The organism is Methylorubrum thiocyanatum (genome assembly GCA_014138645.1).
GTDB classification, from domain to species: domain Bacteria; phylum Pseudomonadota; class Alphaproteobacteria; order Rhizobiales; family Beijerinckiaceae; genus Methylobacterium; species Methylobacterium thiocyanatum.
In genome coordinates this window covers 470,115-486,284 of record JACJIB010000001.1, presented here as the reverse complement: position 1 = coordinate 486,284, position 16,170 = coordinate 470,115, and the positions used below count along the sequence as shown (strand labels likewise).

General features: G+C 68.9%; 12 protein-coding genes. 4 read left to right on the top strand and 8 right to left on the bottom strand.

What is annotated here, in order from left to right:
• The first annotated feature begins 53 nt into the window (after positions 1–53).
• Both HNR51_RS02235 and ppa read left to right on the top strand, forming a co-directional pair.
• The gene (locus HNR51_RS02235; protein ID WP_012453944.1) at positions 54–560 is read left to right on the top strand and encodes a GNAT family N-acetyltransferase; all 507 of its coding nucleotides are present in this window, start codon (positions 54–56) and stop codon (positions 558–560) included.
• Between the two features lie 181 nt (positions 561–741).
• Positions 742–1,287 (top strand): inorganic diphosphatase, encoded by a 546-nt coding sequence (gene ppa / locus HNR51_RS02230; protein WP_012453943.1) that lies wholly within the window; start codon positions 742–744, stop codon positions 1,285–1,287.
• Between the two features lie 124 nt (positions 1,288–1,411).
• Here the strand turns inward: ppa and pyrH are convergent, their stop codons facing one another.
• From pyrH to HNR51_RS02205, 5 genes are all read right to left on the bottom strand, one after another.
• Positions 1,412–2,134 (bottom strand): UMP kinase, encoded by a 723-nt coding sequence (gene pyrH / locus HNR51_RS02225; protein WP_141951248.1) that lies wholly within the window; start codon positions 2,132–2,134, stop codon positions 1,412–1,414.
• A gap of 126 nt (positions 2,135–2,260) precedes the next feature.
• Positions 2,261–3,181 carry a translation elongation factor Ts gene (gene tsf, locus HNR51_RS02220; RefSeq protein WP_012453941.1) on the bottom strand — a complete coding sequence of 307 codons (921 nt, stop codon included), beginning with the start codon at positions 3,179–3,181 and terminating at the stop codon, positions 2,261–2,263.
• Between the two features lie 141 nt (positions 3,182–3,322).
• Positions 3,323–4,387 carry a 30S ribosomal protein S2 gene (locus HNR51_RS02215; protein WP_182553843.1) on the bottom strand — a complete coding sequence of 355 codons (1,065 nt, stop codon included), beginning with the start codon at positions 4,385–4,387 and terminating at the stop codon, positions 3,323–3,325.
• A 212-nt stretch (positions 4,388–4,599) separates the two neighbouring features.
• Positions 4,600–6,276, bottom strand: a complete 1,677-nt coding sequence (locus tag HNR51_RS02210) for a methyl-accepting chemotaxis protein (protein WP_012453939.1) — start codon at positions 6,274–6,276, stop codon at positions 4,600–4,602.
• Positions 6,277–6,709: 433 nt separating this feature from the next.
• Positions 6,710–8,692: an acyl CoA:acetate/3-ketoacid CoA transferase gene (locus HNR51_RS02205; RefSeq protein ID WP_141951245.1), complete on the bottom strand. Its 1,983-nt coding sequence runs from the start codon at positions 8,690–8,692 to the stop codon at positions 6,710–6,712.
• Positions 8,693–9,135: 443 nt separating this feature from the next.
• On the opposite strand from HNR51_RS02205, the gene HNR51_RS02200 reads away from it, so the two are divergent.
• Together HNR51_RS02200 and HNR51_RS02195 are read left to right on the top strand one after the other, a co-directional pair.
• Entirely contained in the window at positions 9,136–10,338 is a 1,203-nt protein-coding gene (locus HNR51_RS02200) for a pyridoxal phosphate-dependent aminotransferase (RefSeq protein ID WP_141951244.1), read from the top strand.
• A 419-nt stretch (positions 10,339–10,757) separates the two neighbouring features.
• Positions 10,758–11,057, top strand: coding sequence for a hypothetical protein (locus HNR51_RS02195; RefSeq protein WP_012453936.1), 300 nt, complete (start codon positions 10,758–10,760; stop codon positions 11,055–11,057).
• A 123-nt stretch (positions 11,058–11,180) separates the two neighbouring features.
• Here the strand turns inward: HNR51_RS02195 and ppx are convergent, their stop codons facing one another.
• The 3 genes from ppx to HNR51_RS02180 all read right to left on the bottom strand — a co-directional run bounded on the left by ppx (position 11,181) and on the right by HNR51_RS02180 (position 16,155).
• Positions 11,181–12,734 (bottom strand): exopolyphosphatase, encoded by a 1,554-nt coding sequence (gene ppx, locus HNR51_RS02190; protein ID WP_182553842.1) that lies wholly within the window; start codon positions 12,732–12,734, stop codon positions 11,181–11,183.
• A gap of 91 nt (positions 12,735–12,825) precedes the next feature.
• Positions 12,826–15,192, bottom strand: a complete 2,367-nt coding sequence (locus tag HNR51_RS02185; protein WP_141951243.1) for an RNA degradosome polyphosphate kinase — start codon at positions 15,190–15,192, stop codon at positions 12,826–12,828.
• A gap of 192 nt (positions 15,193–15,384) precedes the next feature.
• Positions 15,385–16,155: a P-loop NTPase family protein gene (locus HNR51_RS02180; protein ID WP_182553841.1), complete on the bottom strand. Its 771-nt coding sequence runs from the start codon at positions 16,153–16,155 to the stop codon at positions 15,385–15,387.
• Positions 16,156–16,170: the final 15 nt, after the last annotated feature.

The following is a 16,170-nucleotide window of genomic DNA, read 5'->3' as shown; positions in this document are numbered from 1 at the left end:
AAGCGCGCGCTTTGCCAGCATCATGCGGCGTCCGTTGCCCATCGGAGCACGCCATGACGACGAATACGGTGAGCATCCGCCGCGCCCGTAGCGCGGACGCTGCCGGCCTCTCGGCGGTGTTCGACGCGGCGTGGCGCGAGGCCTATCAGGGCGTGATCCCGGGCGTCGCCCTGGAGCGCTTCCTGGCCCGGCGCGGGCCGGAGACGTGGCGCGGCATGATCGAGGGCGGGCGGGGCCTCGCCGTCGTCGCCTTCGGCGAGCGGATCGCGGGCTACGCCGCCTACGGCCGGGCGCGCGACCGGACGATGCGGGCGGAGGGCGAGATCGACGAACTCTACATCGCCCCGGAATTCCAGGGTCTCGGCCTCGGCACCCGCCTGTTTCGGGCGGTGCGCAACGACCTGATCGACCGCGGCCTCACCCGCATCGGGGTCTGGGCGCTCGCCGACAATCCCCGCGCCCGCGGCTTCTACGAGGGACTGGGCGGGGTGGCGGGGCCGGAAGCGGCCGAGCGCGTCTCCGGCATCTGCCTGCCGAAGATCGGTTACCTGTTCGCGTGATCTGACTTTTCCGATGCTGAGTTGCGTCGGGCCGGGAACTTGGCCGAAGGAGCGATTTCAATTCCGCCCGGCGCATTCTAAGACAGCCGTCGATGGGTGCGGCGTCGTGAGCCGCCCCGCACGGTGCATCCGCCGGACGGGGCGACGCGTCCGGCGGCCGGATTTCAGAGAGCACAGGCCCATGGACATCAACGCCATCTCGATCGGCAAGAATCCGCCGGAAGACGTCAACGTCATCATCGAAGTTCCGCTCGGCGGCGAACCGATCAAGTACGAGATGGACAAGGATGCCGGCACGCTGGTCGTCGACCGGTTCCTCTACACGCCGATGTTCTATCCGGGGAATTACGGCTTCATCCCGCACACCCTCTCGGGCGACGGCGACCCCTGCGATGTGCTGGTGGCCAACACCCGCGCCATCATCCCGGGCGCGATCATCTCCGTGCGCCCGGTCGGCGTGCTGGTGATGGAGGATGACGGCGGCGAGGACGAGAAGATCATCGCCGTGCCCTCGCGCAAGCTGACCCAGCGCTACAACCGGATCGAGAACTACACCGACCTGCCCGACATCACGGTCAGCCAGATCCAGCACTTCTTCGAGCACTACAAGGACCTGGAGCCCGGCAAGTGGGTGAAGGTGGTGCGCTGGGGCGACAAGGCGGAGGCCCAGCGCCTCATCCTCGAAGGCATCGAGCGCGAGAAGGCCCAGAAGGCCAAGGGCCGCTAAGCCCTTGTTTCGATGACATGGTGAGCCGCGGCGGTCTCGCCGCGGCGATCGTTTCCCCCGCCCGCTCGCGCCGCCGCCTCTCGCCGCACGGAGGAAGAGGGAGGCCGAGCCGGGACAGCGCCGCTTACGGCACCACGCGGGTCGAGACCGAGGCGCCGGTCAGGATGGCGTCGATCGAGCTCGGCGCGTGCACCGACCCCACCACGATGGTGAGCCGGCTCTCGCGGGCCAGCGCGAAGGCCGCCGTATCCATCACCTTGAGGTCGCGGGCGATGGCCTCGTCGTGGGTGATGCGGTCGTAGCGGATGGCGTCGGGATTGTTCTTCGGATCGGCCGAGTAGACGCCGTCCACCTGGGTCGCCTTCAGCACCGCGTCGCAGCGCAGCTCCGCCGCCCGCAGGACCGCCGCCGTGTCGGTGGTGAAGTACGGGTTGCCGGTGCCGCCCGCGAGCACCACGACCTGCCCCTTGTCGAGGTGGTGCAGCGCCGGCTGGCGGGCATAGGTCTCGCAGATCGTCGGCATCGACACCGCCGACATCGTCCGCGCCTGCACGCCCGCGGCGTTCAGTGCCGTCTCGATGGCGAGCGAGTTCATCACCGTAGCCATCATGCCGAGGGAGTCCCCGGTCGCCCGGTCGATCCAGCCGGCCTGGGAGATGCGCGCGCCGCGGATCAGGTTGCCGCCGCCGACCACCACCGCGATCTGGACCCCGCGGGCGACCGTGGCGGCGATGTCCTCGGCCAAAGCCGCCAGCATCGGCGGGTGCAGCCAGTAGCCGTCGGGGGCGGCGAGCGCCTCGCCGGACAGCTTTACGAGGACTCGGCGGTAGGGTGTCGTCTCCGACATCGATGATCCTCGTCGTCTCGGGCCGCGTGCGAGGCGGCTTCTACCAACACGCCCCCCCGAACGTCGAGGGGCGGCGGCATCGCTGCCGCCGCCCCCGAGAAGACGACCTGTGAGGATCGGTGATGATCAGCGCGACATGCTCGCCACTTCGGCGGCGAAATCCGGGCCCTCTTCCTTCTCGATGCCCTCGCCGAGCGCGTAGCGGATGAAGCCCTTGATCGCGACCTCGGCGCCGGCCTTGCCCGCGGCCTCCTTCAGCACCTGGGTGATGGTCTTGGAGCCGTCGTGGACGAAGGGCTGCTCCAGAAGGGTGACCTCCTTGTAGTAGCTCTTCAGGCCGCTCTCGACGATCTTGGCCATCACGTGGTCCGGCTTGCCGGCGTTCTTCTCGCGCAGGATGTTCGACTCGCGCTCGACCACGGCCGGATCGACGCCGGAGGCGTCCAGGGCCACCGGGCTGGTCGCGGCGATGTGCATCGCGATCTGGCGGCCGAGCGTGGAGAGGACCTCGACATCGCCCTCGGATTCGAGCGCGACGAGCACGCCGATCTTGCCGAGGCCTTCGCTGATCTGGCCGTGGACGTAGGAGGCGATCACGCCCTTGCTCACTTCGAGCTTGGCGACGCGGCGCAGGGTCATGTTCTCGCCGATGGTGGCGATGAGGTTCGAGAGCTTCTCCTGGACCGTCTCGGACGAGCCGGGGAAGGTCGCGGCCTGGAGGCCCTCAAGGGTGCCGTCGGTGTTGAGCGCGAGCTTGGCGGCCTCGCGGGCGAAGGCCTGGAAGCCGTCGTTGCGGGCGACGAAGTCGGTCTCGGAGTTCACTTCGACGATGGCGGCGTGGTGACCGGCGGACTCGACGGCGACGAGACCCTCGGCGGCGACGCGGCCGGCCTTCTTGGCGGCCTTGGCGAGGCCCTTCTTGCGCAGCCAGTCCACCGCCGCTTCGAGGTCGCCGTTGGTCTCGTTGAGCGCGCCCTTGCAATCCATCATGCCGGCGCCGGTCTTTTCGCGAAGCTCCTTCACGAGTGCGGCGGTGATGTTGGCCATGGCGATCCTCTCGGGGTCTGGAAGTGCAGGTGGAGTGCAGGTCTGGAAGTGAATGAGCCCGGCGCTCGTTGAAAGCACCGGGCTTTGCAGAAAGATGACGATCCGGCCGCCGGGCGTGAACCCGGCGGCGAGCGTTGCAACTTACGCCGCGGCGGCCTCGACGAAGGCGCGGGACTGCTCGACCCAGCCGTCGCGGGCGATGCGGCCGTTGAGCTTCAGGTCGGCGTCGAGCTTGGCCACGTCGTCGGCCTGCATGGCGGCGATCTGCCAGTAGTGCCACACGCCGGCATCGTTGAGCTTCTGCACGAGCTGCGGGCCGACGCCGGTGAGCTTGGTCAGGTCGTCGGGCGCGCCGCGGGGAGCGGCGAGCTGCTCGAAATGCTCGGTCGACTCGGCGAGCGCGGCGACGTCGGCCGGAGCGATCGCGTCGGAGGCCACGGAGGCCACGACGTCGTCGTTGGCCGGCAGCTCCTCGGCGGTGGGCTCCTCGGAGGCGCCGACATCGATGCCGAGCGCGCCCTGGCCGCGGCCGATGCCCTCGATCGCCGCGCGGGCGATCAGGTCGCAGTACAGCGCGATGGCGCGGCCGGCGTCGTCATTGGCCGGGACGATGTAGGAGATGCCGTCCGGGTTGCAGTTGGTGTCGACCATGGCGGCGACCGGGATGCCGAGGCGCTGGGCCTCCTTGATCGCCAGCTGCTCCTTGTTGGTGTCGATCACGAACAGCAGGTCGGGCACGCCGCCCATGTCCTTGATGCCGCCGAGCGCCTTCTCGAGCTTCTCCTTCTCGCGGGTCAGCATGAGGCGCTCCTTCTTGGTGAGGCCGACGGCCCCGCCCTCGAGCGTCTCGTCGACCTTGCGCAGGCGCTGGATCGAGCCGGAGATGGTCTTCCAGTTGGTCAGCATGCCGCCGAGCCAGCGGGAATTGACGTAGTACTGGGCCGAGCGCTTGGCGGCCTCGGCGATGGCATCCGCCGCCTGGCGCTTGGTGCCGACGAACAGCACGCGGCCGCCGCGGGCGACCGTGTCGCTCACCGCCTGGAGGGCGGCGTGCAGGGCCGGCACGGTCTGGGCGAGGTCGATGATGTGGATGTTGTTGCGGGTACCGAAGATGTAGGGCTGCATCTTCGGGTTCCAGCGGTGCGACTGGTGCCCGAAATGGGCGCCGGCCTCGAGGAGCTGGCGCATAGAGAAATCGACGGCCATGATTCTTTGTTCTCTCCGGTTGATACCGCCGCGGAGGAAGTAGCCGGCTTGGTCGCCAGCCACCGGAAACGCCTCATTCAGGCATGAGGCCGGCTCCGCGTGTGGAATGGGCGGGGCGTTAGCAGAGACGGGGCGGGATGGCAAGGCGGCGCCCGCCGGCCTCGCCATCCCGCCCCGTTCCGCGTTCTCACGGAAGAGGCGGTTGTCCCGTCTCAGGCGGCCCGCACCGTCGCGAGGAAGCGGGCGACCTCCGATCCGAGATGGTCGGCCTGCTGCGACAGCGCCGAGGCCGAGGCGAGCATCTGGCTCGCCGCCGCGCCGGTCTCCTCGGCTGCGCCCGCCACGCTGGCGATGGTGCTCGTCACCTCGCCGGTGCCCGTGGCCGCCTGGCCGACATTGAGCACGATCTCCCGGGTCGCCGCGCCCTGCTGTTCGACCGCCGAGGCAATCGCAGTGGCGACCGAGCTGATCTCGCGGATGCGCCCGGCGATGCCGCCGATCGCCGAGACCGCCTGATCCGTCGAGCCCTGGATCTGGGTGATCTGGCTGGAGATCTCGGCGGTGGCCTGGGCGGTCTGGCTCGCCAACTCCTTCACCTCGGCGGCGACGACGGCAAAACCCCGGCCCGCCGGGCCCGCCCGTGCCGCCTCGATCGTGGCGTTGAGCGCCAGCAGGTTGGTCTGCGCGGCGATCGACGAGATCAGGTTGACCACATCGCCGATCCGGCTCGCGGCCTGGGCGAGATCCTGAACCAGGGCGCCGGTGCCGTTCGCCTCGCCGACGGCGGATTGGGCGAGATCGGCGGAGCCTGCGACCTGCCGGCCGATCTCGTTGACGGAGGCGCCGAGTTCCTCGGCGGCCACGGCCACGGTCTGAACGTTGGCGGAAGCCTGCTCGGCGGCCGCCGCGACGCTGACGGACTGGGCCGCGGTCTCCTCGGCATTGGCGCTCATCGACTGGGCCGTCGTGCGCAACTCGGCAGCCGAGGCCGAGACCGTGGCGACGATGCCGCCCACCGCCGCCTCGAAGCTGTCGGCCATCTGCCGCATGCCGGCCTTGCGCTGCTCCTCGGCCGAAGCACGGGCGAGCGCGGTCTCCTCCTCCAGAGCGCGGGTGCGGATCATGGAGTCGCGGAAGACGCCGACGGCGGCCGCCATCTCGCCGATCTCGTCGCCGCGCCGGCCGTAGGGAATCGGCGAGGCGGTGTCGCCCCCGGCGAGGCGGCGCATGGCGGCGCTCATCCGCCCGATCGGCCGCGACACGCCCAGGAAGGAGAAGGCTGTCGCTCCCACCGCGGTGAGAAGGCTGACCGTGAGCATGATCAGCGTCATGCGGCTCGCGTCCCCCTGCGCCTGCCGGAGCGCGGCGTCGGCGGCGCGGGTCGCGGCGAGGTTGACGTCGATGAGCGCGCGCACCGAAGCCGAGGCGGCGAGATAGTTCGTGTTCATCGGCCCGCGGAAGGCCGTCATCGCCTCCTCGTAGCGATCCGCCGGATAGGCGCGCAGACGCTCCCAGTCGGAGAGCACGACATCCAGCTTGCCCCGGAGCGCGTCGTAGGCCGCCTGCTCCGCGGGCGAGGCGACGAGAGCCCGGTAGGCCTCGACCTTGGCGGCGCGGTCCCGCATGAACTCGGCGACCTTGCCGGCGCTCTCCGTCTTCGCCGCCTCGCTCTCAGCGGTCATGTAGCGGAACTGCCAGAGCCGCGTGCGGATGACGAGGGCGTTGATGACGTTCGCCTCGTTCATCGACGGAATGGCGTTGTCGAGCAGGGCCGAGGTCTTGCCGTCGATGGCGTCGAGCTTGGTGAGGGTCACGATCCCCTGCGCAACGGACAGGGCGAGCATAAGCCCAAACAGTCCCATGAGGCTGTTTCTAAGGGTGAACTTCATCGGTCGCGTCCTGGGGAGTGGCGACACCCTATATCGCGACGAAATTAACAAATGACTCGATGCGCGGGTCGCGAATAAGAATAATTTCTTGCGCCACAACTTGCGCCTTCGACCCTTGCGGGCTCCGCAATCGAACGGAATGCGCTTGCTTCTGTGGCTGGCCAACTCGATTTGGCTGTGTCGTGGGCTGACCGGCTCCGCACACAAAAGGTGGCGCCTGTCCGTTGCCTGCCACGGCGACGGTTCGCAGGAGACGTGCGTCGCCTGGCCGCGGCTGCGGGCCGCGTATGGCAGGGCTCAGGCAGCCGAAACGGTTCCGTGTGGCACCGGCAGCCGGCCCGCAAGGGCCGGCCAGGCGTCAGGCCCGCAACCAACCGGCCTGCACGATCCGGAAGCGACCGACCGTGGCGGCTGCCCCCGGAGCCCACCGCGCTCAGGCGGCCGAGGCCACCGCCGGCGAGATCATCTTGCGGGCCTTCTTGTCCTCGGTGGTGCCGAGGAAGGCCTGCGCCTCCTCCTTGCGCTCGAAGACGTGGGGGGCGACGCCGCGCTTGGTCAGCGCCTCCTCCATCTTCAGGCGCAGGAAGGCGCTGGTCGCGTACCGGGTCGTCGTGGCGTAGTAGTTCGCCTGGAGATACTGAATCATCCCGGCATAGTCGTCGTAGAGATTTTCGTTGAGCCGGAATCCGTCGTGGTTGATCACGGCGTTGACCCGCTGGCCGGCCTTGCGGCAGGCCTCGACGATGGTCATGCGCAGCTCGTCCATGTCGCTCTTCACCCGGCAGTACCAGCCCTCCAGGTTGATGAAGAGGATGTTGCGCTCGGCATCCAGGCTGACGCGGGACTTCAGATCGAGGTTGAGCAGGTCCGAGATCAGGTCCATCGGCTCGTCGCGGAAGATGCGCGCGTCCATCGGCACCGGATTGCGCACGATCGGCGCGAAATCCATGTGGGCGAGGATGTCGCGCTCGATGTCGATGCCGGGGGCGACCTCGATCAGTTCGAGCCCGTCCTTGGTCAGCTGGAACACGCAGCGCTCGGTGACGTAGATGACGGGCTGCGAGCGCTCGACGGCGTAGGGGCCGGAGAAGGTGTTCTGCTGCACCTCGGTGACGAATTTCCGGGCGCGGCCCTCGGTGACGATCTTCACCTGACCGTCCTGAACGGCGATCTCCAGCCCGCCCGCGGTGAAGGTGCCGGCGAAGACCACCGAGCGCGCGTTCTGCGAGATGTTGATGAAGCCGCCGCAGCCGTTGAGCTTGCCCCCGAATTTCGAGGTGTTGACGTTGCCGGCACCGTCGCACTCGGCCATGCCGAGGCAGGTCATGTCGAGGCCGCCGCCGTCGTAGAAATCGAACATCTGGTTCTGGTCGATGATGCAGTCGGCATTGGTCGCCGCGCCGAAGCTCGAACCCGAGGCCAGCACCCCGCCGACCGCGCCGGCTTCCGTGGTCAGCGTGATGTAGGGGGTGATCTTCTCCTCGTTCGCGACGGAAGAGATCCCCTCGGGCGCGCCGACGCCGAGATTGACCACGCCGTTGGGGGGCAGTTCGAAGGCGGCGCGCCGGGCGATGATCTTGCGCTCGTTGAGCGCCATCCGCTTGATGCCGGTGACGGGCACGCGGATCTCGCCGGCCAGCGCGGCGTCGTACATCACGCCGTAATTCATGCGGTGCATCTCGGGCTCGGCCACGACGACGCAATCGACGAGGATGCCCGGTACGCGCACATCCTTGGGCAGCAGATAGCCGTCATCGACGATGCGTTCGACCTGGGCGATGACGATGCCGCCGTTGTTGCGCGCGGCCATGGCCTGGGCGAGGCAGTCGAGGGTCAGCGCCTCCTTCTCGAAGGAGAGGTTGCCCGACGGGTCGGCGGAGGTGGCGCGGATGAAGGCCACGTCGATCTTGGTGGCGGTGTAGAACAGCCATTCCTCGCCATCGACCTCGACGAGCTTGACGATGTCCTCGGTGGTCAGTTCGTTGACTTTGGCGCCACCGTGGCGCGGATCGACATAGGTCTTCAATCCCACCTTCGAGAACAGGCCCGGCTGACCGGCGGCGCAGGCGCGGTAGAGCTGGGAAATGACGCCCTGGGGCAGGTTGTAGCCGCGGATCAGGTTGGCCTGGGCCGCCTGCGCCACCTTCGGCATGCGCCCGAAATTGGCGGCGATGACCCGCGACAGCAGCCCGTCATGGTGCAGGCGGCCGGTGCCGAGCCCCTTCGAATCGCCCGCGCCCGCGGTCATGATCAGGGTCAGGCCCCGGGGCGAGCCGGTCTCGACGAAACGCTTCTCCAGCGCGGCGTGCAGGGCCTCCGGGATGCAGCTCTGGACGAAGCCGGTCGTGGTCAGGACGTCGTTCTCGCGAATCAGCGCGATCGCCTCGTCGGCCGTGATGACCTTGTTCTTCTTCATGGACGCCGCCGCCCTCCGCTTGCCTGGCCGGCCGGGCGGTGCCCCCCGCCTCTCGCCGTCTTCCACCCGAAATGTTCCCGGCCGGCCCCGCGGGTTCGGACAGTCTCCGCCCCCGCGTGGTCGGCCGAATTCTGCATGCATTTATCATTGCAGTGCACCGATATGCTGTCGCACTGCAAGAAACTGCACGTCTCGTCTGTGACAATACCCGAAAACCTGGACAGCGTACGCCTGAAAAACTCTTCGTTCCAGCTTGAGAAAAATTGCAGGCAGCCGGGTGGCGGCCCCCGGATCCGGCGCACCCGCCGCGGCGCGCCGTGACCGGAACCCAGCCTCCCGCCTGCCACGCTTGCTCGTGCCGCAGCGCATGATTACGAGAGCCCGCGATGCCCGGAACATCCTTCGGGCGGCTCGAACACTCGAAGACTTTTCGGAGACCTCCCATGGGCTTTCTCGCCGACGCCCTCTCGCGGGTGAAGCCGTCCGCGACCATCGCGATGACCCAGAAGGCCCGTGAGCTGAAAGCCTCCGGCGTCGACGTCATCAGCCTCTCGGTCGGCGAGCCGGATTTCGACACGCCCGACCACATCAAGGAGGCGGCGATCGACGCGATCCGCCGCGGCGAGACCAAGTACCCGCCCGTCTCCGGCATCAACCCGCTGCGCGAGGCGATCGTCAAGAAGTTCAAGCGCGAGAACGGGCTCGACTACAAGGTCTCGCAGACCATCGTCGGCACCGGCGGCAAGCACGTGATCTACAACGCGCTGCTCGCGACCCTGAACCCCGGCGACGAGGTGGTGATCCCGCGTCCCTACTGGGTCTCCTATCCGGAGATGGTGATCCTGTGCGGCGGCACCCCGGTCTTCGCCGACACCGACATGGCGCACGACTTCAAGCTCCAGCCGGAGGATCTCGAGCGCGTCATCACGCCCAAGACCAAGTGGATCATCCTCAACTCGCCGTCGAACCCCTCGGGTGCCGCCTACACCCGCGACGAGATGAAGAAGATCACCGACGTGCTGATGCGCCATCCCCACGTCTGGGTGCTCACCGACGACATGTACGAGCACCTGACCTACGGCGACTTCGAGTTCGTCACGCCGGCCCAGGTCGAGCCCGGCCTCTACGAGCGCACGCTCACCATGAACGGCGTCTCGAAAGCCTACGCCATGACCGGCTGGCGCATCGGCTACGCCGCGGGCCCCGAGCCGCTCATCAAGGCGATGGACTTCGTGCAGGGCCAGCAGACGTCCGGCGCCTCCTCGATCTCGCAATGGGCGGCGGTGGCCGCGCTCGACGGGACGCAGGAGCACCTCGCCCGCTTCAAGGCGGCCTTCCAGGAGCGGCGCGACCTCGTCGTGTCGATGCTGAACCAGTCGAAGGGCCTCAAGTGCCCGGTGCCGGAAGGCGCCTTCTACGTCTACCCGTCCTGCGCCGAGCTGATCGGCAAGACCACCGAGACCGGCAAGACCCTCGCCACGGACGAGGACTTCGTCACCGAACTGCTTCAGGCGGAGGGCGTCGCCGCGGTCCACGGCTCGGCCTTCGGCCTCGGGCCCAACCTGCGCATCTCCTACGCGACCTCCAACAAGACGCTGGAAGAGGCCTGCCGCCGCATCCAGCGCTTCTGCGGTTCGCTGCGGTAGGCGGCGCCACGGGGCAAAGCGTCGCCGATGGGGCAGCGGCGTCACGGCGCGGTTGCCCGCGGCGGCACGGACCTCTACATCGGCCCTCCCCGCGGCCGATGCGCCTGACGGTTTCGCGAGCCCTCTCGGGCCTGCGTGGCGGCGGGGCCGGCAGTGACGGGGCGGTGCGGACCAGTTCTCTGCGCCGTTCCTGTGACGCTCAGTGGGCCGAGCGGCTGCAGGTGCGTCGGGAGCGCGGGGAACAGGAACCGCGACCCCGGCGCAAGGCCCACACGATTCCTTCGCTCTCCGATCCGGCCTCGAGCCCGGATCGGGGGCTGCCTTCCGGGCGCCGCGCGAGAACCGTTAAGGGTCTTTCGCAAGGGAAAACAAACCGGCTCCATGCAACCTTTCGCACGTTGTCTCGAAAAGGTTGCACAATGTCTCAATCCGGCAGAGCCCGCGCATCCGCCCGCCAATACCTGCCGGAATCGAAGCTCGAAGACCTCGCCAGCAGCCTGAGGCGGCTCGCCAACCATCGCGGCCTCGTGCGCAGTGAGATCGCCAGCCCGATGCTGCTGCGCCTGCTGCCGCCGCCCCGGCGCATCGAAGAGAAGAAGTACGAGGCGGATCTGCGTCAGCGCCTGACCGATGCCAAGCTCGACGGGCCGCGGATCGCCTACCTGATGGCCGATGCCGAGCGGGAGATCGCCATCGCCCACACCCGCCTGTCGGGCTGAGGACGAGACTTCGGCGCCGTCCCGCCCCGCGCGAGGCTGACCGAGCCCGTCGATCCTTCGCGCGCGAAGGTCGCCGGGGACCCGGATCGAAAGCCGGGTTGAACCTGCCTTCTCAGCAGACCCTCAGACGACCTCGACCCGTCCGTCGAGGCCGACCACGCGGCCGAGCCCCCGCACGCGGCTGAGCAGGCGCTCGCCGTTGAGTTCGGCCCATTCGGTGGGCAGGCGCAGCACCACCCGGCCCGCCTCCACCGCGACCGGCATCCGCTTGAGCGGTCCCGCCATGCCGGCCGAGACCGGGAAGGCGACGCGCATGAGCGCGCCGACGAGGCGGGCGCGCTCGAACAGGCGCGGGCCGGCGAGCGTCCGCAGCGTCGGGCTCGCCTTTTCCGGCGCGACGCCCTCGTGGCGGAAATAGCCCGACAGGGCGAGGTAGGCGCGGCCGGGATGGTCGATGCCGGCGAAGGCGGCGTTGGCGAGCACGTTCAGGCTCTGCTCGCCGCGATAATCGGGATGGGCCCGCCAGCCGATATCCGAGAGCAGGCAGGCGGCGTGGCGCAGGCGGCGCTCGCCCGCCGTCTCGGGGCCGTCGAGACTGGCGATGAAATGGTCGGTCCAGTCGCGCAGCTCCTCGCCGTGGACGGGAGAGCGGGCACGCTGCACGTTCAGCTCCTGCGCCGCGACGATCAGCGGGTCGGCGAGGCGGGTCTCGCGGTCGAGCTGCTCGAACAAGAGGCCCTCGCGCACGCCGAAGGCGGAGATGGCGATCTCGCGGGGCCGGCCGAGCCGGATGATCTCCTCGAGCACCACGGCGCCGAAGGCCAGCAGCGGGCGGCGCGCCTCGGAGATGCTCTCGACCTCCTGCAGGGTCGCGGCATCGGTCTGCTCGACCATTTCGAGGAAGCTCAGCTCGTCGGACGGCTTGACCGCGTAGCCGTGCATGACATGGAGCGGGTATTGCCGGGCGGCCTGGTGCAGCCGGGCGAGCGCCCGCCACGTGCCGCCGACGGCGTAAAAGGTGCGCCCGCGCAGGGTGTCGAGCTGCGGCTCGGCCTTCTTGAGGTGCTCGCGGGCGATCTTGCGCGCCTTCTTGAGTGAGCCCTCGGAGAGATCCTGGAGCGCCAGCCCGCCGAGCGGCATGGTCACGCCCTGGCCGACGGTGGTGCCGTTGACGTCGACGAGTTCGAGCGAGCCGCCGCCGAGATCGCCGACCACGCCGTCGGGGGCGTAGAATCCGGAGACGACACCGAGCGCCGAGAGTTCGGCCTCGCGCCGGCCCGACAGGAGCTGGATCTCCTGGCCCAGCGCCTCGCGCGCCGCCTCGAGGAAGGCCGGGCCGTTGGCGGCATCCCGCGCGGCGGCGGTGGCCAGGACGAAGATGCGCGAGACCCGCATCGTGTCGCACAGGACACGGAAGCGGCGCAGGGCGGTCAGCGCCCGCTGGACCGAATCCTCGTTGAGGCGGCCGGTGGAGAACACGCTGCGGCCGAGGCCGCACAGCACCTTCTCATTGTAGAGCGGCGTCGAGGCGCGCTGGAGCCCGTCATAGGCCACGAGCCGCACGGAGTTCGAGCCGATATCGATGATCGCGACGGGTTCGAACGTCATGCCAGTCATCATCGGGGCCGGCCGTTCGGTGGAGTGGGCGAGCGTCAGGTGAGGACGTGTCGGACCCATGCAGCCCCCGTGTCAGGGAGGCGCCCCGCGGACGGGGCGCTCACGATGGTTCGGGGCCGTAAGGCCGGCCCGCCTGCGAAGCGACCCGGGATCAGGATCGCTGCGAGCGGCGGCTGAGGGCCCGCGGGCTCGACTTCTTCGACGACTTGCCGCGCCCGGACAGACTCGGATTCGTCATGAAATACTTGTGCGCATTGAACGGTTCCTCCCCTTCCGCGGGGCTGATCCGCTCGCTGGCACCCGATGCCAGTACACGCCAGCTCTGCCGGTTGTCGAGGAGGTTGGCCAGCATGATCTGGTCGAGCACCTGCTGATGCACAGTCGGGTTCGTGATCGGCAGGAGCGCCTCGACGCGCCGGTCGAGGTTGCGCTGCATCAGGTCGGCCGAGGAGATGTAGACGGTCGCCTTGGGATGCGGCAGCCCGGCGCCGTTGCCGAAGGCGTAGACGCGCTCGTGCTCGAGGAAGCGCCCGACGATCGACTTGACCCGGATCGTATCGGAGAGCCCCGGAATACCCGGCCGCAGGCAGCAGATGCCGCGCACGATGCAGTCGATCTGCACACCCTCCTGGCTCGCATCGTAGAGCGCATCGATGATCTGGCCATCGACCAGCGAGTTGCACTTGATCCAGATCGCCGCCGGGCGTCCGGCCTTGGCGTGGGCGATCTCCTCCTCGATGTGCTGGAGCAGGCGCGGCTTCAGGGTCAGCGGCGAGACCGCCATGCGCTCCAGCTCGGCCGGCTCGGCATAGCCGGTGATGAAGTTGAAGATGCGCGACACGTCCCGGGCGATGGCCGGGTCGGCGGTGAAGAAGGACAGGTCGGTGTAGATGCGGGCGGTGATCGGGTGATAGTTGCCAGTGCCGACATGGCAGTAGGTGACGAGGCGGTCGCCCTCGCGGCGCACCACCATCGACAGCTTGGCATGGGTCTTCAGCTCGACGAAGCCGAACACCACCTGCGCACCCGCCTTCTCGAGGTTGCGCGCCCAGCGAATATTGGCCTCCTCGTCGAAGCGGGCCTTCAGTTCGACGAGGGCGGTGACCGACTTGCCGGCTTCCGCGGCTTCCGCGAGCGCGGCGACGATCGGTGAGTTCGAGGAGGTGCGGTAGAGCGTCTGCTTGATCGCCACCACGTTGGGGTCGCGGGCGGCTTGGCCGAGGAACTGCACCACCGAGTCGAACGACTCGTAGGGGTGGTGGACGATGAAGTCCTTCTGCCGGATCGCCGCGAAGACGTCGCCGCCCGACTCGCGGATCCGCTCGGGGAAGCGCGGATTGTAGGGCTTGAATTTCAGGTCCGGCCGGTCGATCCCGACGATCTGCGACAGCTCGTTGAGGGCCAGCATCCCCTCGACCACGAATACGGAATCGGGGGCGATCTCAAGCTCGTCGGCGACGAAGGCGCGCAGGTCCTCCGTCATGCCCGCTTCGATCTCCAGGCGGATGACGACGCCGCGGCGGCGGCGCTTGATCGCCGATTCGAAGTGCAGGACGAGGTCTTCCGCCTCCTCCTCGATCTCGAGATCGGAATCGCGCACGACCCGGAAGGCACCCTGGCCTTTCAGCGTGTAGCCGGGGAAGAGCCGGCTCGCATATTTCGCGATCACCTGTTCGATGGCCACGAACCGGGCGGTTCCGTCGCCGGCGACATCAGGCAGGCGCACGAAGCGGTCGAGCAGCGACGGCAGGCGGATCAGGGCGCGCAGGGTGCGCCCGTCGCGGGGCCGCACCATCATCAGCGCGACGGTGAAGCCGAGATTGGGGATGAACGGGAAGGGGTGGGCCGGATCGATGGCGAGCGGCGTCAGCACCGGGAAGACGTAGGTGAGGAAATACTCGTCGAGCCAAGCGAGATGGGCGTCCGACAGCTCGGCCGGATCGGCCAGATGGATGCCGTTGGCGTTCAGCTCCTCGCGCAGCGCCCGCCAACGCTCCTGCTGGTCGAGGGCGAGGCGCGAGACCTCGTTGCCGATCCGCGCAAGCTGCTCGGACGGCGTCAGTCCGTCCTGCGACGGCACGACGAGGCCGGCGCGGACCTGATCGTGCAGGCCGGCCACGCGGACCATGAAGAACTCGTCGAGATTGTTCGCCGAGATCGAGAGGAAGCGGAGCTGCTCCAGGAGCGGGTGGTTCGGGTTGGCGGATTCCTCGAGAACCCGGCGGTTGAACTGGAGCCAGGACAGCTCACGGTTCACGAAGCGCTCAGGCGAATGGCGGAGCGAGCGGCCAGCTTCCAGCACCGGCTCGCGGGCAGCCTCGGCCGCGGCGCCCTCCCGCTCCGCATCGGGCTCGGCCGGCTTCTCGGCGGCCTTCTCCGCAGCGAGGATGCGCGCGGCGCGGGCAGTGCGGGCGCGGGCGGATTCGCTGCGCACGCCCCGCTCGGTGGCGAGACTGGTCTCCTCGGCCTCGGTCGCCTCCGCGTCCCGGGCGACGACATCCGACTCCACTTCCGACAACGCCCTGGCTCCTTCCACTCCGAAGCGATCCCCGATCATGATGCGGCTGGGGACGATTCCGATCCCCGCCGTGCGGCGCGCCCGTCTCCCGGCGCGGCCCCGCCTCGGCCCGAGAACGCTTCGATCCGGCGCGGCTCCGTACCATAGGACGGCCGCACGGGTTTGACGGTTTCGTGACAACGAAGGGAGGGTTCAGGAGGCTCCCGATCCATCGCCATCGACGCCCTCCTGCGCGTCCTCTTGCCCGTCCTCCTCCTGCCCCGCTTCCTGCCCCTCGGCGGCCGCCATGCGATCGAGGACGGCGAGCGCCAGCGGCCGGGTGATGCGGCGGCGGCGGCCGAGCGCGTCGCGGTCGAGCTCGGCCACGACCTCGCGGACGCGGGCGAGCGACCGGTCGATGCGCAGGGCCAGCGCATCGACCACGGAGGTGTCGATGCCGAGTTGCCGGTCGGCGAACAGCTTGACGATCACCGCCTTCAGCAGCGCGTCGTCCGGCGGCCCGATCTCGGCGCCGGGGGCGAGGCGCAGCCGCGAGCGCAGATCGGCGACCTTGAGTCCGAAGCCGTCCACCGGTCCGCAGGCGGTGAGCAGCACCGGGAAGCGCCGCTCGCGGGCGAGGTTGAGCAGGTGGAACAGGGCCGCCTCGTCGCGGCCGGCCTCACGGTCTACGTCCTCGACCACGAGGGCGCCGTTGGAGATCAGGTGCGAAACATTGGTCCCGGCGACGTCGGCGGCCGAGACCGTCCAGGCCTGCGCCCGCGTCGCCCAGATCGAGGCGAGATGGCTCTTGCCGCTGCCGGGCGGGCCGCGGAGCAGAAACACGGTGTCCGGCCAGTCGGGCCATGCCTCGATCAGGGCATAGGCCTCCTCGTTGGAGGGGCTGACGAGGAAATCCTCGGCGCCGTAGCGCGGATCGAGCGGCAGGTCGAAGGTGAGCTGCTGCGGGGGGGCGTTGTCGCGCATCCTCTCACCCTATAC